Origin of the sequence: Pseudomonas sp. IT-P171 (genome assembly GCF_949767765.1) — a bacterium.
GTDB lineage: Bacteria > Pseudomonadota > Gammaproteobacteria > Pseudomonadales > Pseudomonadaceae > Aquipseudomonas > Aquipseudomonas fluorescens_B.
Genome location: NZ_CATKQN010000044.1, coordinates 100102 through 124454, shown reverse-complemented (window position 1 = coordinate 124454; position 24353 = coordinate 100102). Strand labels below are relative to the sequence as shown.

General features: G+C 60.1%; 23 protein-coding genes. 16 read left to right on the top strand and 7 right to left on the bottom strand.

Going from position 1 to position 24353, the window contains the following annotated elements; all coding sequences use genetic code 11:
• Positions 1–56: 56 nt before the first annotated feature.
• The 10 genes from ACM6I5_RS20470 to ACM6I5_RS20425 all read left to right on the top strand — a co-directional run bounded on the left by ACM6I5_RS20470 (position 57) and on the right by ACM6I5_RS20425 (position 10012).
• On the top strand, positions 57–917 hold the full coding sequence (locus ACM6I5_RS20470) for an ABC transporter permease (protein ID WP_084317827.1): 861 nt from the start codon (positions 57–59) through the stop codon (positions 915–917).
• Positions 914–1720, top strand: coding sequence for an ABC transporter permease (locus ACM6I5_RS20465; protein WP_414878827.1), 807 nt, complete (start codon positions 914–916; stop codon positions 1718–1720). Before ACM6I5_RS20470 ends, ACM6I5_RS20465 begins: the two co-directional genes overlap by 4 nt.
• Complete coding sequence (locus ACM6I5_RS20460) at positions 1713–2792, top strand: ABC transporter ATP-binding protein (RefSeq protein ID WP_414884546.1); 1080 nt, start codon at positions 1713–1715, stop codon at positions 2790–2792. Before ACM6I5_RS20465 ends, ACM6I5_RS20460 begins: the two co-directional genes overlap by 8 nt.
• Positions 2793–2825: 33 nt before the next feature.
• Positions 2826–4109, top strand: a complete 1284-nt coding sequence (locus ACM6I5_RS20455; RefSeq protein ID WP_414878829.1) for a nucleotide disphospho-sugar-binding domain-containing protein — start codon at positions 2826–2828, stop codon at positions 4107–4109.
• Positions 4102–4470, top strand: coding sequence for a cupin domain-containing protein (locus ACM6I5_RS20450; RefSeq protein WP_414878830.1), 369 nt, complete (start codon positions 4102–4104; stop codon positions 4468–4470). The genes ACM6I5_RS20455 and ACM6I5_RS20450 overlap by 8 nt, the downstream gene beginning before the upstream one ends.
• 174 nt (positions 4471–4644) lie before the next feature.
• Positions 4645–4989, top strand: coding sequence for a cupin domain-containing protein (locus ACM6I5_RS20445; RefSeq protein WP_084317822.1), 345 nt, complete (start codon positions 4645–4647; stop codon positions 4987–4989).
• 5 nt (positions 4990–4994) lie between these two features.
• Positions 4995–6068, top strand: a complete 1074-nt coding sequence (locus ACM6I5_RS20440; protein WP_414878831.1) for an aminoglycoside phosphotransferase family protein — start codon at positions 4995–4997, stop codon at positions 6066–6068.
• Positions 6049–7557, top strand: a complete 1509-nt coding sequence (locus tag ACM6I5_RS20435) for an aldehyde dehydrogenase family protein (protein WP_414878832.1) — start codon at positions 6049–6051, stop codon at positions 7555–7557. The genes ACM6I5_RS20440 and ACM6I5_RS20435 overlap by 20 nt, the downstream gene beginning before the upstream one ends.
• 18 nt (positions 7558–7575) lie before the next feature.
• Positions 7576–8541 carry an NTP transferase domain-containing protein gene (locus ACM6I5_RS20430; protein ID WP_414884545.1) on the top strand — a complete coding sequence of 322 codons (966 nt, stop codon included), beginning with the start codon at positions 7576–7578 and terminating at the stop codon, positions 8539–8541.
• Positions 8534–10012, top strand: a complete 1479-nt coding sequence (locus ACM6I5_RS20425) for an aldehyde dehydrogenase family protein (RefSeq protein WP_414884544.1) — start codon at positions 8534–8536, stop codon at positions 10010–10012. Before ACM6I5_RS20430 ends, ACM6I5_RS20425 begins: the two co-directional genes overlap by 8 nt.
• Before the next feature lie 6 nt (positions 10013–10018).
• Here the strand turns inward: ACM6I5_RS20425 and ACM6I5_RS20420 are convergent, their stop codons facing one another.
• The gene (locus tag ACM6I5_RS20420) at positions 10019–10225 is read right to left on the bottom strand and encodes a hypothetical protein (RefSeq protein ID WP_017337893.1); all 207 of its coding nucleotides are present in this window, start codon (positions 10223–10225) and stop codon (positions 10019–10021) included.
• Between the two features lie 234 nt (positions 10226–10459).
• Between ACM6I5_RS20420 and ACM6I5_RS20415 the strand changes: the two genes are divergently transcribed.
• Complete coding sequence (locus ACM6I5_RS20415; RefSeq protein ID WP_017337894.1) at positions 10460–10654, top strand: hypothetical protein; 195 nt, start codon at positions 10460–10462, stop codon at positions 10652–10654.
• A gap of 46 nt (positions 10655–10700) precedes the next feature.
• Here ACM6I5_RS20415 and ACM6I5_RS20410 read toward each other — a convergent pair whose 3' ends face one another.
• Together ACM6I5_RS20410 and ACM6I5_RS20405 are read right to left on the bottom strand one after the other, a co-directional pair.
• Complete coding sequence (locus ACM6I5_RS20410; protein ID WP_414884543.1) at positions 10701–11738, bottom strand: AraC family transcriptional regulator ligand-binding domain-containing protein; 1038 nt, start codon at positions 11736–11738, stop codon at positions 10701–10703.
• 9 nt (positions 11739–11747) lie between these two features.
• On the bottom strand, positions 11748–12662 hold the full coding sequence (locus ACM6I5_RS20405) for a GGDEF domain-containing protein (protein ID WP_414884542.1): 915 nt from the start codon (positions 12660–12662) through the stop codon (positions 11748–11750).
• 417 nt (positions 12663–13079) lie between these two features.
• Between ACM6I5_RS20405 and ACM6I5_RS20400 the strand changes: the two genes are divergently transcribed.
• From ACM6I5_RS20400 to ACM6I5_RS20380, 5 genes are all read left to right on the top strand, one after another.
• Positions 13080–15608, top strand: a complete 2529-nt coding sequence (locus ACM6I5_RS20400; protein WP_414884541.1) for a TonB-dependent receptor — start codon at positions 13080–13082, stop codon at positions 15606–15608.
• Between the two features lie 278 nt (positions 15609–15886).
• On the top strand, positions 15887–17800 hold the full coding sequence (locus ACM6I5_RS20395) for a phytase (protein ID WP_414884540.1): 1914 nt from the start codon (positions 15887–15889) through the stop codon (positions 17798–17800).
• Positions 17801–17897: 97 nt separating this feature from the next.
• Complete coding sequence (gene tolQ, locus ACM6I5_RS20390; RefSeq protein WP_414884539.1) at positions 17898–18599, top strand: protein TolQ; 702 nt, start codon at positions 17898–17900, stop codon at positions 18597–18599.
• A gap of 13 nt (positions 18600–18612) precedes the next feature.
• A complete protein-coding gene (gene tolR / locus ACM6I5_RS20385; RefSeq protein WP_017337900.1) occupies positions 18613–19059 on the top strand; it encodes a protein TolR in 447 nt (148 codons plus the stop codon).
• Positions 19056–19862 carry an energy transducer TonB gene (locus tag ACM6I5_RS20380; RefSeq protein WP_017337901.1) on the top strand — a complete coding sequence of 269 codons (807 nt, stop codon included), beginning with the start codon at positions 19056–19058 and terminating at the stop codon, positions 19860–19862. Before tolR ends, ACM6I5_RS20380 begins: the two co-directional genes overlap by 4 nt.
• Positions 19863–19911: 49 nt before the next feature.
• Here the strand turns inward: ACM6I5_RS20380 and ACM6I5_RS20375 are convergent, their stop codons facing one another.
• The 4 genes from ACM6I5_RS20375 to ACM6I5_RS20360 all read right to left on the bottom strand — a co-directional run bounded on the left by ACM6I5_RS20375 (position 19912) and on the right by ACM6I5_RS20360 (position 24350).
• Positions 19912–20199 (bottom strand): DUF6124 family protein, encoded by a 288-nt coding sequence (locus tag ACM6I5_RS20375; protein WP_414884538.1) that lies wholly within the window; start codon positions 20197–20199, stop codon positions 19912–19914.
• 349 nt (positions 20200–20548) lie between these two features.
• On the bottom strand, positions 20549–22735 hold the full coding sequence (locus tag ACM6I5_RS20370; RefSeq protein ID WP_414884537.1) for a lipase family protein: 2187 nt from the start codon (positions 22733–22735) through the stop codon (positions 20549–20551).
• 12 nt (positions 22736–22747) lie between these two features.
• Positions 22748–23542, bottom strand: coding sequence for a hypothetical protein (locus ACM6I5_RS20365; protein ID WP_414884536.1), 795 nt, complete (start codon positions 23540–23542; stop codon positions 22748–22750).
• A 13-nt stretch (positions 23543–23555) separates the two neighbouring features.
• Positions 23556–24350, bottom strand: coding sequence for a hypothetical protein (locus ACM6I5_RS20360; RefSeq protein WP_414884535.1), 795 nt, complete (start codon positions 24348–24350; stop codon positions 23556–23558).
• Between the last annotated feature and the right edge of the window lie 3 nt (positions 24351–24353).

Here is a 24353-nt window from a genome sequence, read left to right as displayed (position 1 = left end):
TCATGCCTCGCCACGCTCGCAAGCCGCCTTCGTTCCGGGGCGGGAGGATATGGGTAATGAGTGCTTTGCATGCTGACAGGCGTCTGTCGGCCTGGCTTCTTGCACCCGGCTTTGGCTGGCTGCTGATATTTCTAGTGGTGCCGTGCGTGCTGGTGCTGGTCTACAGCTTCGTCGAACGCGGTGCATACGGCGGCATCGACTGGCTGTTCACCTGGGAAAACTATCAGCGCGCGTTCGATCCGCTGTACCTCGGCATCCTGCTCAAGTCGGCGAAAATCGCCGGGCTGGCGACGCTGTTTGCGGTGCTGATCGGCTACCCGGCGGCGTATGCGATTGCCCGTGCACCACGGCGCCATCAAGCGGTGTTCCTGTTTCTGGTGATGCTGCCGTTCTGGAGCAACTACCTGATCCGCACCTATGCCTGGATCGTCCTGCTCAATCGCGAAGGCCTGATCAACCGGATGCTGCAGATGTTCGGCTACAGCGGCGAACCGATCAGCCTGCTGTACACCGAGGCGTCGGTGGTGCTGGGGCTGGTCTACAACTACATCCCGTTTGTGATCCTGGCGATTTTCTCTTCGCTGTCACGCATCAACAACGAACTCTGGGACGCCTCGAAAGACCTTGGCGCCTCGGGCTGGATGACCTTTCGCCGGATCATCCTGCCGCTGAGCGTGCCCGGTGTCGCCGCCGGTGCTGTGTTTGTCTTCGTCCTGAGCATCGGCAACTTCATCACCGCCGACCTGTTGGGCGGCAAGCAGGTGCAGATGGTCGGCAACCTGATCTACTCGCAATTCCTCACGGCGCGGGACTGGCCGTTCGGTGCGGCACTCAGCTTTTTCCTGATCGCGATCATGCTGATCCTGTTGTTCGTACAGGCCCTGGTGGCCCGTCGTGCAGAAGGGGGACGCGCATGAGTCAGTCTCGTTCGCTGGGCGGCACCGCACTCAATACGCACCTGTGGCTGGTGTATGCCTTCCTGTATGTGCCGATCCTGGTGTTGATCCTGCTGTCGTTCAACAAGTCAGGGTTGCCGACGGCCTGGGGCGGCGTATCGCTGAAATGGTACGTGTCGCTGGCGCATAACTCGGCGATTTTGTCGGCGGCACTCAATACCTTGATCGTTGCACTGTCGGCAACCTTCATTGCCTGCGTGCTGGGGACGTTCCTTGCGCTGGGCATCGAACTGCGCCGCAAGGGTAACGACAAGGGGCAAGTGGTGGACACGTTGCTGATGGCGCCGATGATCATTCCCGACATCGTCCTGGCGATTGCGCTGCTGAGCTTTTTCAACTTGCTCAAGGTCGGGCTGGGCCTGCACTCGATCATCATCAGCCACGCCGTGTTCAACATCGCGTTCGTCTGCGCGGTGGTGCGCACGCGGCTCAAACACTTTGACTATTCGATCCTCGAAGCCTCGATCGACCTGGGCGCGAGCTGGTTCACCACCTTTCGCCGGGTACTGTTGCCGGCGATTTTTCCCGGTGTGCTGGCGGGTGGTTTGCTCTCCTTCACGCTGTCGGTGGACGAATTCATCATCGCGTTTTTCAACTCCGGTTCCGGCCAGGCTTCCACCACGTTGCCGATGCAGATCTACGCCATGATCCGTTTTGGCGTCACCCCGGAAATCAATGCCCTGGCGACGCTGGTGATGCTGGTCAGCATCACCGCGCTGCTGGCTTCGCAGCGTCTCAACAAGGCTCCTCGCACCCATGAATAACTCCTCGGCGGTACTGATCCTGGACAAGGTCAGCAAGTCTTATGGCAACGGTCTGGCGGTTGACGAGGTGTCGCTGAACATCCGCGAAAACGAGTTCTTTGCGCTGCTGGGGCCGTCCGGCTGCGGCAAGACCACGCTGTTGCGCATGCTCGCCGGCTTCGAAACACCCAGCGCCGGCTGCATTTACCTGGATGGCAAAGACATCTCGCCGCTGCCGGCCAACAAGCGTCCGTTGAACCTGATGTTCCAGTCCTATGCGCTGTTTCCCAACATGACCGTGCGCAAGAACATCGCCTACGGGCTGGAAATGGAGCGCTTGCCCGAGGCGGAAATCCGTCGCCGGGTGGATGAAGTGCTGAGTACCGCGCAGCTGGGTGAACTGGCCGAGCGCAAGCCGGATCAGCTCTCGGGTGGTCAGCGCCAACGCGTTGCACTGGCACGGGCGCTGGTCAAGCGTCCGCGGGTGTTGTTGCTCGATGAGCCGTTGGGTGCACTCGACAAAAAGCTCCGGGAAAAAATGCAGCTCGAACTCAAGCGCCTGCAACTGGAGAGCGGCATCACCTTCATCATCGTCACCCACGACCAGGAAGAAGCGCTGGTGATGTCGGACCGCATGGCGGTGCTCGATGGCGGCAAGGTTTGCCAGTGCGGCAGCCCCACCGAACTCTACGAAAACCCCAACAGCCGTTTTGTCGCCAACTTCATTGGTGTCAGCAATCTGTTTGAAGGCGTGCGTTCGGGCCAGCACACGGTGCGCGTCAACGGCCAGGAACTGGCTGTCGAAACCGACGTGCCGCTGGTCCCTGGGCAAAAGGTCGCCGTCGTCGTGCGCCCGGAGCGTCTACAGGTGCTCGCGCAGGAGGGCGAGACGTGTGCCAATCAGGTCACCGGAAACATCGTCGAAATCGCCTATCACGGTCTCGACACCAACCTGCATGTGCAGACGGCGCTTAGCGACAAGGCGTTGATCGTCCGGGTGCCGTCCTCGCAATTCGAATTTGCGCATTTTGCTATCGGTATGAGCGTCCATCTCGGCTGGCAGGCTCGCCACGCCCGTGTATTGACGCGCTGAACAATAAAAAAGACCAGGCAGGAGTACCGCTCGATGAAACAGAAAGTGATCGCCTTCTTTCCGGAAGCCGCTTATGGCCCGGCACTGAACTCGGTTGGTATCGCCCAGGCGTGCGAAGCCCTCGGCCACAAGGCGGTTTTCCTCACCGACCCCGGCATGAGCGGCGTGTATGCCGGCTACGGTTTTGAAGAACACATGGTCAACATGTCGGCGCCGATGCCCGCCGAGGAGATGGCCCGCTACTGGGTCGATTTCATCAACGGCCACATTCCCAATTTCCGCAAATCCCCAATCGATCAAATCGACAACTACGTGAAGGAATGCTGGGCCGCCATCGTCGACACCGCGAAGTGGGCGCAGAAGGATTTGCCGGCGGTGCTGGACAAGGTCAAACCCGACCTGATCTGCGTCGACAACGTGATCCTGTTTCCTGCGATCAAGCAATACGGCAAGCCTTGGGTGCGCATCATTTCCTGCTCGGAAAACGAGATCGAAGACCCGGATATCCCGCCGCACCTGTCGGGCATGAGCATTCACGACAAGGCGGGCCACGCGCAGTTTCGCCAGCGCTTCGAAGACGTGGTCGGGCCGATTCATGAAGACTTCAACCAGTTCCTGCAAGCCCATGGCGAGCAACCGTATCCGCTTGGCACCTTCTTCGAAGCCTCGCCGTACATGAACCTGCTGCTGTACCCGGACGCGGTCAAGTTCGAGCGTCGTCACCCATTGCCGGCCGAGCGTTTCCACTACCTGCAAGGTTGCGTTCGTCATGATACGGCCTACGACATTCCCGAGTTTCGCGCCAACAACGATAAGCCGTTGCTCTACGTCAGTTTCGGTAGCCTCGGTTCGGGCGACGTCGATCTGCTCCAGCGACTGATCACCGCCGTTGGCAAGTTGCCTTACCGCGCGTTGTTCAATGTCGGTGAGCACCTTGATGAATACCCGGACCTGCCCGACAACGTGCTGATCTCCAACTGGTTCCCGCAGCCATCGGTGATTGCCCAAGTCGATGCGGTGATCCATCACGGCGGCAACAACAGCTTCACCGAGTGCCTGTTTTTCGGTAAGCCGGCAATCGTCATGTCCTACGTCTGGGACGGTCATGACAACGCCATGCGCGCCGAAGAAAGCGGTCACGGGTTCAAGCTCGACCGCTACGAGTGGAGCGAAGCACAGCTCGCGGAGAAGCTCGCGGCGTGCCTCAACGACGAGGCAATGCGCCAACGTCTTCAGCGCACCAGCGCGCAGATGCAATCACGTAAAGGGCCGGCGGACGCGGCCGCCATTCTCGACAAGGTGCTGAACAATGCCTGAGCAAAACACCACGGCGGGTATCACGCCGTACCTCGAAGCCGTCAGCAGTCGCACCGATCTGGTGGACTGGGGCGTGCAGAGCGACGCCGTCGAAGGCGTCTCGCATTCCAGCGGCCGGCTGCTGTTCAAAGGCCCGAATAACAGCCCAGAAACCGGGCTCTGGGTCTGCACGCCGGGTCGTTGGCGGCTGTCGATTCCCCGTGACGAGCTTTGCCACTTCATCGCCGGCGTCGCCACTTATCGCAATGACAACGGCGAAGTGATCGAGATTCGCCCGAACACCCTGGTGCTGTTCCCGGCCGGCTGGACCGGTGAATGCCACGTCCGGGAAACCCTGCGCAACGTTTACATGCTGGCCTGAATGCCAGCCCCTGTGGCGAGGGAGCTTGCTCCCGCTGGCCTGCACAGCAGGCCCCTTCTTTTCAGATAGAGAGGGTGGGGCCGCCTCGCTGCCCAGCGGGAGCAAGCTCCCTCGCCACACGTTACTCGACGTTTGTTCTATCTGTCTGAACCTGACTTTTCTGGAGAGCAACACATGACTACCCCGTTTCTGTACGACCCGCTGAGCATCACTGACGTCAAGGATTGGGGCGTGATCCCGACCATGCTTGAAGGTGAATCCCGTGTTTCCGGCGTGGTGCTGCACAAAGGCCCCGAAGGTCAGTCCGAGTGTGGCGTGTGGATCTGCACGCCGGGCAAATGGTTTTGCCACGTCACCAGTGATGAGTTCTGCCATTTCCTCGAAGGCCGCTGCACCTACGTCCACGAATCCGGCGAAGTGATCGAGATCAAGCCCGACACTGCAGCCTTTTTCCGCAAGGACTGGAAAGGCGTGTGCACCGTCCATGAGACGGTGAAAAAGGTCTACATGATCCGGTGATTGCCATGACTGAGACACGTGCATCATCGCCAACCCGCGAGGACCAGCGCGCAGCCTTCCTGGCGCGTGCCGGCTTCGCCGAGGCGCAGTTGATTGCGCTGCCGGCGGATGCCTCGAGCCGGCGTTATTTCCGCTTGAGCGGTGCAGGCCTGCTGTTGATGGATTCGCCACCGCACAGCGAGCCGATCGGTCCGTTTGTCCAGGTTGCCCGGCACCTGCACCGACTGGGGCTTTCCGCGCCGGCCTTGCTGCAGGTCGACGAAGCGGCGGGGCTGGCGTTGATCGAGGATTTCGGTCACGACACCTACACCCGATTGTTGGCAGCCGGGCATCCGGAAGCGGCGCTGTATCGCTTGGCGGTCGACGCGCTGGTGGCGTTGCACCGCGCGCCACCGACGGCGGAAGTGGCGCCCTACGATGCTCGACAACTGAGTGACGAGTGTGCGCTGTTTATCGATTGGTACGTGCCGTTGCTGATTGGCAAGGAAGCGGCGCTGGGCCTTCGTGAGTCGTATCTGGCGCTGTTCGCCGAGGCCTGCAGCGATGTCGCGCTACGTCGCGAAGCGCTGGTGTTGCGCGACTTCCACGTCGATAACCTGATGCTGCTCGAAGGCCGCGATGGCGTTGCGGCCTGCGGTCTGCTGGATTTTCAGGACGCACTGATCGGTGCGGCGGCGTACGACTTGATGTCATTGCTCGAAGACGCGCGCCGCGACGTGTCCGAAGCGTTGCGCGTGGCGCTGCTGACGCACTACCTGATGCAACGCCCGGAGCTCGATGCGCCGCGATTTCTCGAGGATTACCGGCGGCTGGCCGCCCAGCGTCACGCCAAGGTGCTGGGGATTTTTGTGCGACTGGCGGGCCGCGACGGCAAGCACGGTTACCTGGCTCACCTGCCGCGCACCCTGGGTTTGTTTGTTCGCGCGCTGGAGGCCGAGGCGTTCGCGCCGCTGCGCGCCTGGCTCAACGGGCATGTGCCGGGCTGGCGCGACGATCTGTCGCCCGCAACCCTCGCGGTTTTGCGCGAAACCCCTTATCGATTGGTTCAAGGATTACCCCATGGCCACGTTCAACACTGACATCGCACTGCGTTTCATCAACTCTGAATACCTGCCGCTGACGAATGCCCGCGCGCGCGAAGTGCTCGACCCGGCAACGCTGCAACCTGTCGGGCAGGTCGGGCTGTGTGGCGAAGCTGACGTGCAAGCCGCCGTCGATGCCGCCACCGCCGCGCAAAAACAGTGGCGGCTGATCGACGCGAAAAGCCGCGCCGCGCTTTTGCACACGCTGGCCAATGCCATCGAACAAGACGTCGCCTGCAACCGTGAAGTCGCACGGTTGATGACCCTGGAAATGGGCAAGCCGTTTCCCGAAGCCATGGGCGAACTGGCCAACTGCGCGCCGATCTTTCGCTACTATGCGGAAATGGCCCGGGATGATGCCGGCAAGGTTGCCGGCACCACGCAGATTGGCTCGTTCCAGCATGTGCGCTATGAACCGTATGGCGTCAGCGTGCACATCATGCCGTTCAACTTTCCGATCCTGTTGATGTGCTGGACGGTCGCTGCCTCGTTGGCCGCGGGCAATGCCTGCATCATTAAACCGGCGGAAGCCACGACCCTGTGCACGCTCAAGTTCATGGAACATTTCACCTCGTTGCTGCCGGGGCTGGTGTCTTGTGTGCCGGGCGATGCGGTGACGGCGCAGTTTCTGGTGAAGTCGACCGGCACTCACGCAGTTGCCTTTACCGGCAGCGTGGCGGCGGGCAAAGCGGTGGCAGTGGCGTGTGCCGAACAGATGAAACCGTGCGTGATCGAGGCAGGTGGCAGCGACCCGCTGATCATCTCAAAACACGCGCCGCTGGACGTCGCCGCGGCAGGTGCGGTGACCGCCGCGTTCCACCTGAGCGGGCAGATTTGCACCTCGGCAGAGCGCTTCTACGTGGTTGATGAAGTCCACGATGAGTTCGTCGCGAAGTTCGCTGAACGCACCCGCGCCTTGCGCATCGGCCATGGCCTGGAACATACGGAGATCGGGCCGATGGTCAGCGAGGCTGCGCGCAACAAAGTCATGCGCCTGGTCGACGACGCCCTGGCCAAGGGCGCGACGCTGGTTTGCGGTGGGCGGATTCCGCCGCAGCACAGCGTGGGCTGGTTCTATGAGCCGACCATCCTAACCGGCGTGACCGCTGACATGGCGATTCTTCAGGAAGAGTGTTTCGGCCCCGTCGCGGCGATCTGTCGTGTCAGCGATTTCGATGAAGCGGTGCGGCTGGCCAATGATTCGCCGTTCGGTCTGGGCGCATCACTGTTTTCAACCGACCTTGCTGAAGCCATGGAGGCTGCCGAGCGCCTCGAAGCCGGAATGGTCTGGGTCAACAACCCGCTGATCGACAACGACGCGCTGCCGTTTGGCGGCTGGAAGATGTCCGGCCTGGGGCGCGAACTTGGGCGTCAGGGCCTCGAAGCGTTCCGACGCTCGAAAATGGTCATCATCGATCACCAGCCGAAGATTCAGGACTGGTGGTATCCGTATGCCGACGACGTGTTCTATCGCGATCAGGCTTGACTCATTGGGAGGGTCGCAATGAGCGACAATATTTCCTGGCGGACCCTGGCGGTGATTCTTGCCGCCGGGCAGGGCACCCGCATGCGTTCGCAGCTGCCGAAAGTCATGCACCCGGTGGGTAACCGGCCGTTGCTCGGCCATGTACTGGCGGCGGTCGAGGCGGCGAATATCGATCAATGCGCGGTGGTGTTGGGCGCAGGCAGTCGGGCGGTTGCCGATTACTTGAAACAGGCAGCGCCGACTGCGCGAACGTTTACCCAGCAAGAGCAGTTGGGCACGGCCCATGCGTTGCTTGCCGCCCGGCCCGCATTGCAGGCTCATGAACAGGGTTGCGTGCTGGTGCTGTTTGGCGACTCGCCATTGATCAGCGCGCAGACCTTGGCGCAATTGCGTCAGGCACTGATCGACGGTGCCGCCGTGGCGGTCGCGGGATTTCACACCGCACAGCCGGGGCCTTACGGACGATTGCTGGTGGAGGAGGGCCGCTTGCTGGCCATTCGCGAAGCCAGGGACGCCAGCCCGAAAGAGCTTGAAGTCAACTTCTGCAATGGTGGTGTCATGGGTTTACGTGCCGATACCTGTCTGTGGCTGCTGGACCGGATCGGCAACCAGAATGCGCAGGGCGAGTATTACCTCACTGATGCAGTGGCAGTGGCCAACAGCGCCGGCCTGCCGGTCACAGCGGTGGAGGTGGATGAGGACGACGTGCTCGGGGTCAATGATCGCGAGCAATTGCATGCGGCCGAACAACTTTTCCAGCAGCGCCGACGCCGTTCGGTCATGCAGTCTGGTGTCAGCCTGGTGGCGGCGGACACGGTGTTTTTCAGCGCTGATACGCAACTGGCCACGGACGTGCGCATCGAGCCTTGCGTGGTGTTCGGGCCGGGGGTGAGCGTGGGCAGCGGGGTGCGGGTGGATGCGTTCAGTCGCCTTGAGAATATTCGGCTGGAGCAACCGGTCAGCGAGGGAATTTGTCATGCGTGACTATCAACGGCTGTACATCGGCGGCGAGTGGATTGCGCCGGTGCAGCGTGGCGTTTTCGAGACCTTAGACCCGAGTGATGAATCGGTGCTGGCACAGGTTGCTGCCGCCACGGCGGAAGACATCGACCTGGCCGTCGCCGCCGCGCGCAAGGCGTTCGACGAAGGTGACTGGCCGCGCTGGACGGGTGTGCAGCGAGCGCAGGTTCTGCGGCGAATCGCTGACGGCATTCGTGCGCGTCAGGACGAACTGGCCGCGATCGAAGTGCGCGACAACGGCAAGCCGCTGCCGGAAGCGCTGTGGGACATCGCCGACACCGCGGGTTGTTTCGATTTCTATGCCGGGCTCGCCGAAGGCGCGGACCAACACAGCGAGCAGTCGATCAGCGTGTCCGATGAGCGCTTCAGTTCCTCGGTGATCAAGGAACCGGTGGGCGTGGTCGCCGCGATCATTCCCTGGAATTTCCCGATGCTGATGGCGTCGTGGAAAGTCGCTCCGGCGCTGGCGGCGGGCTGCACGGTGGTGCTCAAACCGTCGGAACTGACGCCGCTGACCGCCCTTGAATTGGCAACTATTGCCGACCAGGCCGGCTTGCCAGCGGGGGTGTTGAACGTCGTCAGCGGGCTGGGGCGTGAGGCAGGCGCGCCGCTGGCCGAACACCCGGACGTCGACAAGATCGCCTTCACCGGCAGCGTGCCGACCGGGCGCAAGATCATGCAAGCGGCGGCGGCCGAGATCAAAAGCATCAGCCTGGAGCTGGGCGGCAAATCGCCGTTCGTGATCTTCGCCGACAGTGACCTCGACGCTGCGGTGGAGTGGATCCTGTTCGGGATTTTCTGGAACCAGGGCCAGGTCTGTTCGGCCACGTCGCGAGTGTTGGTGGAGCGCGCCCTGTATCCGGCGCTGCTGGAGCGTTTGATCAAAGCCACAGAGCAAATCCGCATTGGCCAAGGTTTTACCGAGGGTGTGAAACTCGGGCCGTTGGTCAGTCAGGGGCAACTGGACAAGGTGCTCGACGCCATTGCGGCCGGTCAGCAAGAGGGGGCGCGACTGGTGTCAGGCGGCACACGCCCGGCCCATCTGCAGAAAGGTTATTACGTGACCCCGGCAATATTCTCCGATGTGCCGGAGCACAGTTCGGTATGGCGCGATGAGATCTTCGGCCCGGTGGTCTGCCTGCGGGCCTTCGACAGCGAAGCCGAAGCAATTCGCCTGGCCAACGACTCGCCATTCGGTCTGGCGGCCGCGGTCATGTCCCGCGATATCCCGCGTTGCGAACGAGTGGCCCGACGCTTTCGCGCCGGTATCGTGTGGGTCAACTGCTCGCAACCGACTTTTGTCGAGGCCCCTTGGGGCGGTTACAAGCAGAGCGGTATCGGACGCGAGCTGGGTGAGTGGGGCTACAACAATTACCTCGAGACCAAGCAAATCACCCGATACGGCGGTGGACCCTGGGGGTGGTATTTGAACTGAGGCGGCTCAGGGCAAGTAGCCAGCAACCTGCACGAGATGGTTGTCCTGCGCCGCAACGATAAGATGCATGGGTACATGGGGTTGCTCATCCACTGACGTGACCTCGAACCCACCCACCACCAGCGGCTGTCGTTCACACATTTCGGTCGACTCTCCCGCCAGTTTTTTCGCCATTTTCGCGTGGTTCGCTGCGATTTCATTGAGAGTTGACACGTTACATCTCCGGGTGCCGGACCCAGCGTAGCGCTGGTGCCCATAAATATTGATTGATTGGCCGCCACGTCAGAATTCCGTCGTCCGGGGCGGTTACGGCCAGCGTTTGCAAAGCCTGAGCCAAAGGTGGTTACAGTTTCTTGACGGGTGTTTTCAGGCGACGAATGGTGGTCGGTTGCGGGTTATGAATCAGGCGTAAACTGGCAGGGCTACTTCATCAAAAGGAGCCGCACTATGACTGCCGACCCAACCACCGCACAGACGTCCGCGGACAAAGCCGTGTGGGATCAATATTTCTGCGCTGCGCTGATTGCGGAAAGCCATCTGACGGCGCCAGTTGTGGGAGGGGCCACTCATGAGGACAGGCAGAATCTGTTGATTGAAAGAGCCAAGGCCCTCGCTGACAAAATGATGGATACCCGCCCATAAATGAGAAAGCCCGACCTTATTGAGGTTGGGCTTTTTCGTGTTTGTCTTAACCTGAAGTGAACAGCTGACGGATCAGGTTCGGTGTACTACCGGTCCAGCGCTTGAACGAACGCCGGAAATTCGCCGCATCGTTAAAGCTCAAATACTCCGCGACTTCCTCGTTGCTGAACCCCTTGATCTGATACAGGTACAGCGCCACATGCTTGCGCACTCGATCCACCTGTTGCTGAAAACCGGTGTCGTGCTTTTGCAGTTTGCGTTTGAGCGTGGCGGGGCTCATGGCGAAGGCCTGAGCGGCTTGTTCCAGGCTCGGGGCTTGTCGTATATGGGTTTGCAGGTAGCGATAGAGGCAGTCGACGAAGCTTGAGGCAAAGCCCAGTTGTTCGATTTGCCCTTGGGCTTCCTGACGGGCGACCTGGCTGGCGGTGGCCGACGCGGCGGGCCAGGCAAGCGTGAGGTATTCCCGTGGGATGCGCATCAGGTCCAGTGGGCGGTTGAACTGGGTGTGCTCGCCCAGATGCACCCAGTATTGCTCGACGTAACGTGGCTCGGCATGGCTGAAGCTGCATTCCCACGGCAGGCGTTGGCCGCTCTGTGAGCGGCTCATGGCGACGATGGAGGTCATGCTCGCTTCCAGCAGAAAACGCCATTGTTCGCCCGCGCCGCAACTGTCCAGCCAATATAACCAGGCATGCTTTTCATCCAGCACCAACCGCGGCGTTGCGAGCGGGCTGAGCAGCGCCTGTTGCTGCACCAGTGTGTCGAGTGCCTGATGCAGGTTTTGTGCGTGGCGCAAGGCATGGCTGGCCGGTCCGTAATGCCCCGGCAGCAAGCGTTGGCCGAACAGGAAACTGCTGTCGTCGGCGTCCAGCAACCGGCGGCTGTTGTTGATCAGCCCGAAAAATTGCTGGGGACTGAGGCGGGTCTGGCCGGCGAGGATGTCTTCATGAAACAGGCCGGTGCCACGCAGCAGGCGATGGCTATCGATATCCCGGGACAAGGCCAGATCAATCAAGGTCGCCGGTTGGTAATGCCCGGGAATGAAGCGGCTGTCGGTTTCATACCATTTGGTTTTCAGGGTCATGACCGCGCCTCAGGCCGTTTTTGCCAACGGCTGCCTGGCCCGTGCCAGCGCCAGGTTAAGGCGTTTGAGCAGGGGATCCGGAGCCTCGTTGACCGCCATGACCACGGCGGTACTGGCCGACAACTGCACGCGCTCGCCGTGTTGCCGGGTTTTGTGTGCCAAGCCCTGAACCGCCTGTTCCAGCTCCAGCGCCAGCAGCCGTGCCTGGCTCTCGCCGGTGTTGGGGAGCAGCACCACGAAGCGGTCGCCGGCCAGTCGGCAGAGCAAGTCCTGCCGCCGCAGATTGAGCAGCAACAAATGGCTGAGCGCCTGCAATACGGCGTCGCCTTCGGCATGGCCGAACGTCTGGTTGATGGCCGTGAAGTTATCGACATCCAGCGCCAGCAGTGACAGCGGCTGCTGTTGCCGCTGACTCTCTTCAAGGCTTTCGGTCAGTTGTCGCTTGAGGTAGTCGGCGCCGCCCAGTGGCGTGAGTTTGTCGAACAACCGGTGCTCGCGGAACAGCTTTTCACGCTTCTCCATTTGCGCGCTGATCGCCAGTTGCTCGCGGTGCCAGTGATAGATGCCGAGGGTCAGCAGAATCATGCCCACCGGCATCGGTCCGGATTCCAGCCAGTGGTCCCAGGTGATGCTGTCGGGCAGGCGGATGAACTCGTCGAGGCTGTCGATCCACCAGGAGAAAAAGATGCCGCTCAAGCCGAGCGCCAGATAATTGGTGACGCGACCGGCCGGGCGACTCTTGAGTACCAGCCCCAACCAGACCAGCGCCAGCAGCGCCGAGCCACCTTCGCCGACGATGTCCAGCCAGACCCATTCGCTGATGCTTTTCAACTCGCCGCACGCCAGGTGCAACAGCAATCCCGCGTTCGCCGCCAACAGCAGCAGTGCAAGTTTCCAACGATGGGGTTTGAGCACTGAGAACATGGCCGTGATCCTTTGGCAAAGAGGCGATGCGCGTCAGCACAGCAGATGTTTGTGACAGTGGGGTGACTGGGGTGAAAGGTCGAATCAGCTCATGGTGCAGCGGTTTTTTTCTGCCTGGCGATGACCTGTGGCGAAGGCGCTTGCTCCCGTTCGGTCGCGCAGCGGCCGCCGTTAGATTCACTGCGTGTTTGATAGGGGAGCGCTTCGCACTCCAACGGGGGTAACCCCCCTCGCCACAGGATTAGCGCCAGACTCAGGTCATTTGAGCTCATTAACCAGCCTGAAGCCTGGCAAAACCCCGGTTTACAGCGTCTCCCGCCAACCCCTGTCACAGAACCGTCATCCCCCGACCCTAGCTTGCCCTCCCAGTTGCCGGGCCACTTGCCTGGCGTTATCGGACTCTTGGGGGAGGACACCATGTACCAGCGCAGCAGCACTGCCGGGCTCGTCAGCTTCACGCTCACCGCATTGGCCATGGCAATGGCCAGCGAACGCTTGAGCGCTGCCGAAACCACCGCGAACACGGAACACGTCGAAGTGGTGGGGCAAGCGGCAAGCATCGACCAGGCGCTCAAGGAACAACGCAACGCCGACAGCATCAAGAGCGTGGTGCATGCGGACGGCGTGGCGCAGCTGCCGGACGAAAACGTCGCCGAAGCCGTGCAGCGGTTGCCGGGAGTCAGCGTCGAGCGCGATCAGGGCGAAGGGCGGTTTGTCAGCGTGCGCGGCCTCGGTCCGGACCTCAACAGCGTGACCATCAACGGCACGCTCGTACCGTCGCCGGAAAGCGAGCGCCGCGCTGTAGCCCTCGATGTGTTGCCCTCGGAACTGGTGCAGTCGTTATCGGTGATCAAGACCCTGACCCCGGACATGGACGCTAACTCCCTGGGCGGCACCGTCGACGTCAAAAGCCTTTCGGCGTTCGATCACAAAGGCCTGTTCTACACCGGCAGCAGCGAAGCCAGTTATGACAAAAACACCCACCAGACCAGCCCGAAATTTTCCGGCGCCATCAGTGACCGCTTCAGCCTCGGTGACGGCATCGACAATTTCGGTGTGGCCGCCGCGCTGAGCTGGCAGAAGCGCGATTTCGGTTCGGACAACGTCGAAACCGGCGGTGCCTGGGATTTCGAGCAAGGCGCCCGTCTCGAAGAGTTCGAGCAACGCGACTACGACATCAGCCGCGAACGCGCCGGCGGTGGTCTGAACTTCGACTACAAGCCCGATGACCTCAGCAGCTATTACCTGCGCACCCTCTACAGCCGTTACAAGGATAGCGAAACACGCAACGCCGCGGCCTTCGAATTTGCCGACCCGCAAGCTGCGGGCGAGTTGGGCGACGCCGAAGGCTCGCGCAAACTCAAACAACGCGAAGAGACCCAGGAAATTCAATCCTACGTCCTGGGCGGCGAACGCATGTTCGGCCTCTGGACCCTCAGCGGCCAGGCTGGCTACAGCCGCTCCGGCGAAGACAGCCCGGGTCACATTGCCAATGCTGCGTTCACCGGCATTGATGACTTTGCCGACAGCGGTTACTACGACAAGGACAAACCACGGCCGATCATTGGCCAGGCCTTCTACGATCCGGCCAATTTCAGCCTCGACAAGGTCGAGTGGGAAAAGCAGAAAACCACCGACACCGAGAAAAACCTGCGCCTGGACCTGGCCCGGGATTACGACTTCAAAGGCTACGCGTCCCAGGTCAAATTCGGCGGCAAGGTCAGTCGGCGCAACAAGGACAACGACCTCGACGCCTGGGTCTATGAGGATTTCGACGGCCTGGGTTTCAGCGACGATCAGCTCAACCTGTCGCATTTCACCAAAGGCAACGTCGACTATCGCCTCGGCCAGTTCGGCCCGGGGATCAGCGGCAGTGCGATCAAGCAGTTGATCGGCGGCCTCAACCAGGCGGACTTCTATGACGAAGTCGAATCGCAGGTCAACGACTTCAAGATCAGCGAAGACATCAACGCCGGCTACCTGATGAACACGATCGATATCGACGACTGGCGGTTCATCGCCGGCCTGCGCTACGAAGGCACCGAGTTCGAAGCCAAGGGCACCGGCGTGACCGATGGCGCGTTCACTTCCACCGACACCCAGCGCAAATATCACCACTGGCTGCCGGGCCTGCATGCGCGCTATCAACTGGACAAAAACACCCAGGTTCGCGCCGCGTGGACCAAATCCGTGGTGCGCCCGACTTTCGGTCAACTGGCGCCAGGGTTTGTCATCGACGATGACGAAGCCACGTTCGGCAACCCGGAACTCAAACCGCTGGAGTCGAGCAATCTTGACTTGGGCATCGAGCATTACATGGGCCGCGCCGGCACCGTCTCGGCGTTCGTGTTCTACAAGGACATCAAGAATTTCGTCTACAACACCGACCTGGCCGGCACGGGTGCCTGGGTCGATTTCTCCGAAGCCCACACCTTTGCCAACGGCGACAGCGCCAAGCTCTATGGCCTGGAACTGGCTTATTCGCAGAAATTCGACTGGTTGCCGGCGCCCTGGAACGGCCTGCTGATTGGCGCCAACAGCACCTTCAGCCGTTCGGATGCCGAGATCAAGGGCTTCGACGCCACCAGTGGCATCAACCGCAAGCGCAGCATCGATTTACCCAACCAGTCCGACACGGTCGGCAACCTGATGCTCGGTTGGGAAGACGACAAGCTGAGCCTGCGCCTGTCGGCCAACTACAAGTCGGATTACCTCTTTGAACTGGCGTCCATCAACGACAAGGCCCACGACCTGCACGTCGATGCCCAGACCTTTATCGACTTCAGCGCCCGTTACTCGCTGACCAAAAACCTGCAAGTCAGCTTCGAGGCGCAGAACCTCACCGACGAGCCGTATTTCGTCTACACCGGCCACCGCGCCTACAACGGCCAGTACGAAGAATACGGCCCGACCTACAAGCTCGGCCTGACCTTCACCCACTTTTGAGCCCCGATGCGGCCTCCGTAGGAGCGTAATGCTGTTTGCTTGGCGAACACTGACAACTGTGGCGAGGGGATTTATCCCCGTTCGACTGCGAAGCGGTCGTCGATCCGGACAATTCAGTCTGTTTGGCCGGACGCTGGGGGCCACTTCGCGACCCAACGGGGATAAATCCCCTCGCCACAATTGTCGGTGCCCGCACTTAAGTGAACAGCATTGCCGTAGGAGCGAGGCTCGCCCGCGATGGCCGTTACACGATTCCACGACAAGGACTTTGCCTGTTCATGAGTATTTCGTTTCTATCCAAGCGCCATCTTCTGGCCGCATTGATCAGCCTGACCGCCGGCCAGGTGCTGGCGGCGGTACCCAGCCTGACACTCAAGCCATGGGGCGCCAATCTGTCGGTTGATGCGGTGGCGTTCCTGCCCGCCAATGTTGGCGCCGAACGCCTGGCGGCCAGCGATCAAGACGGTTTGCTGCTGCTCGATGCACAGGGCCGGGAACTGGCGCGTTTACCAGGATCGTTCAGTGGCGTGGACAGCCGCGCAGCCGGCCGGCAAGTGTTGGTCGCAAGCCTGGACAACAGCCGTCAGCAGGCATTTTTGGTCAGTCTCGATCCGGACAAACGCAGTTGGGGCCAGCCGGTGTATCTGCCGACGCGGGATTACCCGGTGAACGGCCTGTGCCTGTATCGCGACGAGGCCAGCAACCTGTTCCTGTTTCTGGTGGGCGAGGAGGGCAAGGGCGAGCAATGGCTGGTGGGTAACGATGCGGCGCTCAACCCGCGACCACAACGGGTGCGCGGTTTGCCGCTGCCACCGTCGGCCACGGATTGTCAGGTCGACGACGGCGCCAATCAGTTGGTGGTCAACGAAGAGAATGTGGGGTGGTGGGTGTATCCGGCGCATCCCGAAGCCGAGGTCAGCCGCACGCCGGTGGCCATGCGCGAACCGTTCGGCACGATCAAAAAAACCGCAGGCGCCATGGCTTTGGTGCCCGGTGGCCTCGTCGCGCTGGACCCGAAAGCCGCGCAATTGCATGTCTACCAGCAGCAGGGCGAACACTGGTTGGCCCAGGCGACCTTGGCGCTGCCAGGTTTGATAGAACCGGAAAACCTCGCCCTGCGCCCGACCGACAAAGGCCTGCAGGTTCTTCTGCGCGACGATGACGACGGCCGTCTGTATGAAGGCGAACTGAACTGGCAGCCGACACCGGTGCCCTTGGCGCGGGTGCTGCCGAACGTTAAAGCGCTCAGCCAGAGTGATCCGGTCGGCCGTCAGGGCGATGCGGCGGACGATCCGGCGATCTGGATTCACCCGCAGCAACCGTCGCTGAGCCGGGTGCTGGGCACCAATAAAAAGCAGGGGTTGCTGGCGTATGACCTGCAAGGCAAGTTGCTGCAGGAGTTACCGGTCGGGCGCCTGAACAACGTCGACCTGCGGCCGAATTTCAAACTCGGCCCACAGACTGTCGACCTCGCCGTCGCCAGCAATCGCGATCACAACAGCCTCAGTCTGTTCAGCATCGACCGTCTTAGCGGCGAGCTGCGTGAAGCCGGCGAGATCCCCACGCCGCTCAAGGAAATCTACGGCATCTGCCTGTTCCAGCCTGCCAGTGGCGAGCTTTACGCCATCGCCAACGGCAAGGACGGCACGTTCCTGCAATACCGCCTGAGTGCGCCGAACGGCACGGTAAAAGGTGAGTTGGTGCGCCAGTTCAAGGTCGACAGCCAACCCGAAGGCTGCGTGGCCGACGACCAACGTCAACGGCTGTTTCTCGGTGAAGAAGATGTCGGCGTCTGGGCGGTGGATGCACGCGCCGATCAGCCGGCGACACTGACCAGCGTGATCAAGGTCGGCCCACAACTGCAGGCCGACGTTGAAGGTCTGGCGCTGTATCAAAGCGAGGCTCGCGATTATCTGGTGATCTCCAGCCAGGGTAACGACAGCTACCTGGTGCTGGACGCCGAGCCGCCGTTCGCCTCGCGGGGCGCTTTTCGCGTCGGCCTGAACGCAGCGCTCGGCATCGATGGCGCCTCGGAAACCGATGGCCTTGAAGTCACTTCGGTGAACCTCGGCGGACCTTGGAGCCAAGGCCTGCTGGTGGTGCAGGACGGCCGCAAGCGCATGCCCGAGCAGACGCAAAACTTCAAATTCGTGCCTTGGACCGAGGTCACTCAAGCCCTGAAGCTGCCTTGATCCGGGCCGGTCATCAACCTGTCATCCCACTTTCATCCAATAGCTCAACGGCCGTCGCGCATCGACGGCCCGAGCGCTTCAGACAAGGAGTTTCACCATGCAGGCCACGCTCGAACACATGACGATCTGGGGGCTGATCAGCGACGCCAGTCTGTTGGTCAAGGCGGTCATGCTCACCCTGTTGCTGGCGTCGTTGCTCAGTTGGTACCTGATCATCCAGCGCGGTCGCGTGTTGCAGCAGCGCGAGCGGCAGATGAATGCTTTCGTGCAGCAGTTTCGCGGCGCTTCGGATCTGCAGCCGCTGTACCGGGAAACGGCAGGTAGCGAGAGCGGTGTGGAGCCGATTTTTCATGCAGGGCTTCGCGAATTCAGTCATCTCAATCAGCGTTCGGGCAACCCCGCCGACGTGGTGCTCGAAGGTGTGGAGCGCGCGTTGTATGTGGCGATCAGCGAACAGGAAGTGCAGCTGGAGAAAGGCTTGCAGTTTCTCGCCACCGTCGGCTCGGTCAGCCCTTACATCGGTCTGTTCGGCACAGTGTGGGGGATCATGAATTCCTTCCTCGGCTTGTCTCAGGTCCAGCAAGCGACGCTGTCGACCGTGGCGCCCGGCATCGCCGAAGCGCTGATCGCCACGGCCATCGGTTTGTTTGCGGCGATTCCGGCGGTGATTGCCTACAACCGGTTTTCCTCCCGCAGCCAGACCTTGCTCACCCGTTACTACGCCTTCGGCAATGAACTTCAGGTGCGTCTGCATCGCACATTGCACGGTGCGCCGATGAACCTGGCCGCCGCAGCCTGAGAGGAGCGTGAAGATGCTGATCAAACCGCAACGCAAACACGGACCCAAGGCCGAAATGAACGTGGTGCCGTACATCGACGTGATGTTGGTGCTGCTGGTGATTTTCATGGTCACGGCGCCGATGCTGACCCAAGGTGTAAAGATCGAACTGCCCAAGGTCGCCAGTGAAGCCCTGGCCACTGACACGCGTCAGCAAATCCTCACGTTGTCGGTGAAGGCCGAGGGTGGTTACTACTGGAATGTCGGCGGTGAACTCGACACTCAACACCAGACCGACAGTGCGGTGAGCCTTGACGACATGCGGGCGAAAGTGGCGCAAATCGTCGCCGAGCGCCACGACACTCAGGTCTACATTCGCGCCGACAAGGACGCCGGTTATGGCAGCGTGGTCGCGGCCATGGCGGCGTTGCAGCAGGGCGGAGTCAGCAACCTCGGGCTGGTGACCGAGGCCCCGCAATGACGGCGATGATCATGCACAGTCCTTCGATGACGTTGCTGCCCGGTGCTCGCAGCGGCTTCTGGCAGAACAGTCTGGCGGCGAGCCTGGCGGTGGCGTTGCACGCGGCCGTCCTCGCGTTGCTGGTGCACGGTTGGTCGCCGCAGAAGCCGCCCGTCGAACCGCCTTCTGTGCTGAGAACCCAACTGGTGATGTTGCCGCCGGCGCCGCAACCTGTGGCACCCGAACCGGCACCGGCGTTGGTCGAGCCATCACCGCCCGAACCGATTGCTCCGGCTCCCGTCAAACCCGCCATCGACCCACAGATCCAGGCGCAGAAACTCGAACAAGCTGCGTTGGCGCGCAAACGGGTCGAAGACAAAAAGCGCGATCTTCAGGCCGAGCACCAACGCCAGCGCCTTGAGTCGGAAAAACGCACTCGCGAGGCTGAACAACAACGCCTCGCCGAGCAGCAAGTGCAACAGGCGCATCAAGCCGAACAGGCCCGGTTGAACGCTGAACGCGCTCGCCAGCAAGCGGCCCAGGTCGCCGCCAACAGTCGTCAGTACCTGCCCTTGAGCAAGGAAGCGCCGGACTACCCGCAACGGGCGCTAGACAAGAACATCGAAGGCGATTGCACCGTGGAATATACGGTCAACCCCCAAGGCAAGGTTGAAAATCCCAAGGTGCTCGACGGCTGTCATCCGCTGTTCATGCGTCCGTCGTTGGCGGCGGCCAACACCTTTCGTTATCAGCCGAAAGTCGTCGACGGCCAGGTGGTTTCGGTGCCGGCGGTGCGCAATACCTTTCATTATCGGATCAAGTGACTCGGTCAGTGGTGGTGACGAGGGCGCAGGCCCTCGCCACAGGACAGGACTACTCGATTGGATCGAGTTGATCCAGCGCCCGGTTCACGTTGAGTTCGCCCAGCATGATCACTTGGGCAATGCCCAGCAGGGTATTGCGACTCGGCCCGAGCGTACGGTCCGCCAGATCCATGGTCATGACATGGGCCGAGGCCAGTGATTCGCAAGCGTGTCCCAAAAGGTCTTCGGTGTTGATGTGTGGATCGAGGGTGTACATCGTGCTCGGTGTGCGTGGGGTGGCGTGGATGTCGGCGGCGGAGGGGGAAGCTTTCGGTGGGTTGGGTGTTGGTTTGATCATTGATGAAACTCCCGGGATGTAAATGAGGAGCCATCACCCCTCGCTACCAAACGATGGGTGGCAGCCATACGCAGGTTGGTAGACCGGTCCAGGAACCCGGCGCGTCCGAAGACGCCCCGCGCATGGCCACCATAAAGGAGCAGAGATGAAGCAGGTCTGCAAAAGGTGGCGCGATGCGCCTGGACAATCCGGGCTACCAAACCCGATCACTGATTTTCAGCGACCGACCAACGATAGAACCCGGGCCCAAGGCGCACAAGCCAGCGGATTCTGGCGTACCCGTAGGCAATGACGCAAGGCGCTGTAGCTTTCGCGAAGTAACCGGTGAGGCTTTTAAACACAGGCGTGTTTAACAGAACGAATCGATATCCAGCGTGTGTGGTGCACCGATGGTGTGCCCATAGATCGAAGCCGTCAGCGCGTCCCCCTCCGGGTCTTCCGGCGCCATGGCGAACGGGTCTTTAAACTTGTTCTCGGGATGTGCCAACCAGCGCGCCACGTTAGCCTTCAGTTGCTCAGGCTGTTCCAGCAGCGACCCGTAAAGCGCGTGTGCCGTCACCCTCTCTTCACGCACGCGTTTCAAGCGATCGACTGTGATTGCAATCCTGCTTTTTTCCAGGCCGAGTGCTCGGATGTTGTTCTCCTGGGTGCGCACGTAGGCCTCCGAACGCGCCGGTATTCCACGTTCTATCTCCCGTAACTGTGTGGTGATTCGTGCCAGCGAATTCGCGACCCAATTGAACTCAAGGTCCGTAACCCGCGAACGCTTGTCCTCGTGCGCTTGCCGCCACCGCAGCAGAACCGCCCAACACGCCGGGACATATCCACCGGCCATCAAATGATTTCCGGCCTGGAAGATCTGCGCCAGCAATGGTGGCCGATGGGGCAACCCGTTTTTCTGCTGAATCGCCAAGCTGCAAGCCGCATGTTGGGTGATGGTGTCGCAGCCGGGTTCCCACAGGATCGCGGACTTTATCCCACGCTCAAATTCCACAGGCATGAAATGCCGTAACGAACCATGGTGATCGTACGGCTCGCCCGTCCAGTTCGTGATGCCCGCAAAAAACACCGACAACCCGAGCGGCACGTTGACAAACGTCAACGCCAACCCCGTTCCAAAAACATCGGCCTTAGTGTCCATCCACGTACCCGGCACGCTTGGCACCGGGTCGTTGTGGTTGACGATGCGGTGATGCACCAGGTCTTTCGCGCCTTCGACGAATTTGGCATCGCCAGCGCGGGGGGCGCCGTAGGTGTAGAGCTGGAGGGTGTAGTCGAAATCCGGGCGACGACGCAGCATTTCGGAGAGAAGCAGTGCAACGGCGCCACCGAGGCTGTGGCCGCAGATGAGCAGTTTTTGCCCTGCATAGAATTTGTCGAGATAGTTAACAACGAATTCATATGCTTTCTGCGCGGCCTCGTAGAAACCACGGTGTACTTTGCTCTCAGTTTCTTGAAACGGCACTTGGAATGCATCGGCATCGCGCAGTCCATCCGCGATGAGTTCGTAGGTGCCACGTACCGCGATCAGGATCAGTTCGTCATTGTGGGTAATGAAAGCTTGGGTATCGGTGGCTCCTTTTTTGTCGGTATCGTCGAGAAAGTGAATTTTGGCTGGGTGTTCCTGATCGTCTTTTAGCTCAGGGTCGTTTACTACATAGAGGTCCGGATCAAACGGCACAATTTCTAGGCGTTTGGAGTACGGCACATCCTCATATAGTGGGTAGAAAGCTTTGGTTTGCCCCGCATCGACACGCCACAGCTCATCAGACTTTGCCAATGAATCGCCGAACCAGTTTCCAACGCTGGGTTGCACGGGAAAATACACAGGCCCTTTTTCAATGGGGCGTTTTTCAGGTTTCATGCCAAAAGGGCAGTAGCTCAGGGTAGCCATTAATGCGAACTGATAGAGATTCAACGCACAAAATTCGGGAGCAGTCGACAGCATTGGTCGCAACGCTCGTAGAGGGCGAACTTCCAGAACTGTGTGTTTCAGTGGAAGCAGAGCAACGCCGAGCCTCCCATGTTCACCCATGGTCTTCGCTCGGTTCGGGCTATGCGGATAAAGACGATAGACCTCGGGCGGCAAGTGTGAAACATGCTTGACCAAGTGACGTACTTCTACTTGGAGGAATTCGTCTGCACAGGCTTGTGCGGGGTTTGTCTGGGTACGGGTTGAGTTTTGATTCAGATAACGTGTTTGTTCGGCGCGTACTTGGAGTTCGGTGATTTTGAGCGCGTAGTGTGGTCTTGTTTGGGCTCGCACATAAACGGTTTCCCCACCTTCATATTTTTGGTCAAGAAACAACGCAATGGGGCCCGCAAAGTGGTTGTTTATTTTGCCCGTACCTGTGATGTCTAGATGCCCAGTGTACTTCTGGCCTTCAGAGTCAGTTGCTGAATAAGCCAGTCCCGAATACGGCTCGCCAGAGCCGAACTCGTCGACCAGTTGGAAGCTGCTCCATCTACCTTGTAAGGGGCATGTCAGTACGCTGCTGCTCAATGGCGATGCAAGTTCTTTTTCCATAGATGTCATTTCCGAATCTCCTTATTCCGTGCAGCCGGGGTAAATAGTGCAGATACGGCCATCTGGCATTTTGAAAGTGCTGAAATCAGAGTAATTTCCAAAACAGAAAGCATCCTGATCTTCAAAATTTTTCCCCATGCAACGCTTCCAGCCACCGGGCACTTCGACCCAGGTGTCACCCCAGCCAGGTCTTTCCTTCGTGGCCAACGTGATCTTCATCTTCACGGTCTTCCCAGGTAGCTGATCAAGGGTGTACGCCGCAAATGGGCGCCCACGCCCTAGTTGGCCCTGTGCGTCGGTCGTTTTGCAGTCGAGGATTTTAACGATGCGTCGCTGAGCACCCGCAGTGCGAAACAGCCACTGGCACTGACCGTAAAAGACACTTTCACCCGCTTCACTAAAAATGCCTTTGGATTGCTCCTTCAGTTCATGGCGAATAACAACCATGGCGCTTTCCCTTCCGAAGTCGCCTCGATCTTTTCCATACGCCGAGTTGATCTCCAGTTTGATGCGCCTAACGACCAACGGGCAGCCCTTGCGCGTTATATGAATCTCTATTTCGGAATCGGGTTTGTATTCTTTTCGCCATTGGTCATTGAAAACCGGCGCCAAGTTGTCCTTTGTTGCAACAGTGCAGGCCTCACCTTCGGCGGGTACGTAGTAAACCGCTGCGACGTATGCAAAATCAGGCGGTAAATCGGCGGTGAAGGTGAATGTGTTCGGCTGACTCTTGGCACAGCCGGTGATTAATGTGATGCAGCAAGCCAACGCAGAAAATTTCAGCATCGAATTCTGCTGTGAAGAAAAAATTTGCATGTGATTAATGTCCTTATTCCGTGCAGCCGGGGTAAATGGTGCAGATGCGTCCATCCACCATTTTGAAGGTGCTGAAATCGGTGTGGTTTCCGAAGCAATAGGCGTCTTGATCCTCGAAACCTTTGCCCATGCAACGCTTCCAGCCACCCACCACCTTGACCCAGGTGTCTCCCCAGCCTGGTTTTTCCTCATCCGCCAGCTTGATTTTCATCTTCACGGTCTTTCCCGGCAATTGGTCGAGGGTGTACGCCGAAAACGGATGGCCTCGGTCCAGCTCGCCATTTGCCTCAGCTGACTTGCAGTCAAGGATTTTGCGGAGGATGCGAGGCTCGCCTGAGGTGCGAAACAGCCACTGACATTGACCATAAAAAGTACTTTCGCCGGCTTCGTTGAAGCCGCTTTTGTACTTTTCCTCTACCTCATTGGGGATTACGACTGTGGCGAAATCTCCACCGAAATCGCCTCGTTCTTTGCCGTACGAGGAATTGATTTCCAGCTTGATGCGCGAAATGACCAGCGGACAGCCGCTTACCGTCCGATACATGGCTATCTCGGAATTCGACGTGTAACTTTCACGCCATTTCATGTTGTACCCGACGGCCGTGTTCCTTCCCCCCGGCACGGTGCAAGTTTCACCTTTAGCCGGCACATACTCGGCGATGGCCTTGTAGGCAAAGTTGGGCGGCAAATCGGCGGTGAAGGTGAATGTGTTCGGCTGACTCTTGGCACAGCCGGTGATTAATGTGATGCAGCAAGCCAACGCAGAAAATTTCAGCATCGAATTCTGCTGTGAAGAAAAAATTTGCATGTG

Excerpts from the sequence above, each read along its gene's own strand:
- ACM6I5_RS20470 (WP_084317827.1), top strand. The coding sequence starts at position 57 with ATGAGTGCTTTGCATGCTGACAGGCGTCTGTCGGCCTGGCTTCTTGCA.
- ACM6I5_RS20465 (WP_414878827.1), top strand. The coding sequence starts at position 914 with ATGAGTCAGTCTCGTTCGCTGGGCGGCACCGCACTCAATACGCACCTG.
- ACM6I5_RS20460 (WP_414884546.1), top strand. The coding sequence starts at position 1,713 with ATGAATAACTCCTCGGCGGTACTGATCCTGGACAAGGTCAGCAAGTCT.
- ACM6I5_RS20455 (WP_414878829.1), top strand. The coding sequence starts at position 2,826 with ATGAAACAGAAAGTGATCGCCTTCTTTCCGGAAGCCGCTTATGGCCCG.
- ACM6I5_RS20450 (WP_414878830.1), top strand. The coding sequence starts at position 4,102 with ATGCCTGAGCAAAACACCACGGCGGGTATCACGCCGTACCTCGAAGCC.
- ACM6I5_RS20445 (WP_084317822.1), top strand. The coding sequence starts at position 4,645 with ATGACTACCCCGTTTCTGTACGACCCGCTGAGCATCACTGACGTCAAG.
- ACM6I5_RS20440 (WP_414878831.1), top strand. The coding sequence starts at position 4,995 with ATGACTGAGACACGTGCATCATCGCCAACCCGCGAGGACCAGCGCGCA.
- ACM6I5_RS20435 (WP_414878832.1), top strand. The coding sequence starts at position 6,049 with ATGGCCACGTTCAACACTGACATCGCACTGCGTTTCATCAACTCTGAA.
- ACM6I5_RS20430 (WP_414884545.1), top strand. The coding sequence starts at position 7,576 with ATGAGCGACAATATTTCCTGGCGGACCCTGGCGGTGATTCTTGCCGCC.
- ACM6I5_RS20425 (WP_414884544.1), top strand. The coding sequence starts at position 8,534 with ATGCGTGACTATCAACGGCTGTACATCGGCGGCGAGTGGATTGCGCCG.
- ACM6I5_RS20415 (WP_017337894.1), top strand. The coding sequence starts at position 10,460 with ATGACTGCCGACCCAACCACCGCACAGACGTCCGCGGACAAAGCCGTG.
- ACM6I5_RS20410 (WP_414884543.1), bottom strand. The coding sequence starts at position 11,738 with ATGACCCTGAAAACCAAATGGTATGAAACCGACAGCCGCTTCATTCCC.
- ACM6I5_RS20405 (WP_414884542.1), bottom strand. The coding sequence starts at position 12,662 with ATGTTCTCAGTGCTCAAACCCCATCGTTGGAAACTTGCACTGCTGCTG.
- ACM6I5_RS20400 (WP_414884541.1), top strand. The coding sequence starts at position 13,080 with ATGTACCAGCGCAGCAGCACTGCCGGGCTCGTCAGCTTCACGCTCACC.
- ACM6I5_RS20395 (WP_414884540.1), top strand. The coding sequence starts at position 15,887 with ATGAGTATTTCGTTTCTATCCAAGCGCCATCTTCTGGCCGCATTGATC.
- tolQ (WP_414884539.1), top strand. The coding sequence starts at position 17,898 with ATGCAGGCCACGCTCGAACACATGACGATCTGGGGGCTGATCAGCGAC.
- tolR (WP_017337900.1), top strand. The coding sequence starts at position 18,613 with ATGCTGATCAAACCGCAACGCAAACACGGACCCAAGGCCGAAATGAAC.
- ACM6I5_RS20380 (WP_017337901.1), top strand. The coding sequence starts at position 19,056 with ATGACGGCGATGATCATGCACAGTCCTTCGATGACGTTGCTGCCCGGT.
- ACM6I5_RS20375 (WP_414884538.1), bottom strand. The coding sequence starts at position 20,199 with ATGATCAAACCAACACCCAACCCACCGAAAGCTTCCCCCTCCGCCGCC.
- ACM6I5_RS20370 (WP_414884537.1), bottom strand. The coding sequence starts at position 22,735 with ATGACATCTATGGAAAAAGAACTTGCATCGCCATTGAGCAGCAGCGTA.
- ACM6I5_RS20365 (WP_414884536.1), bottom strand. The coding sequence starts at position 23,542 with ATGCAAATTTTTTCTTCACAGCAGAATTCGATGCTGAAATTTTCTGCG.
- ACM6I5_RS20360 (WP_414884535.1), bottom strand. The coding sequence starts at position 24,350 with ATGCAAATTTTTTCTTCACAGCAGAATTCGATGCTGAAATTTTCTGCG.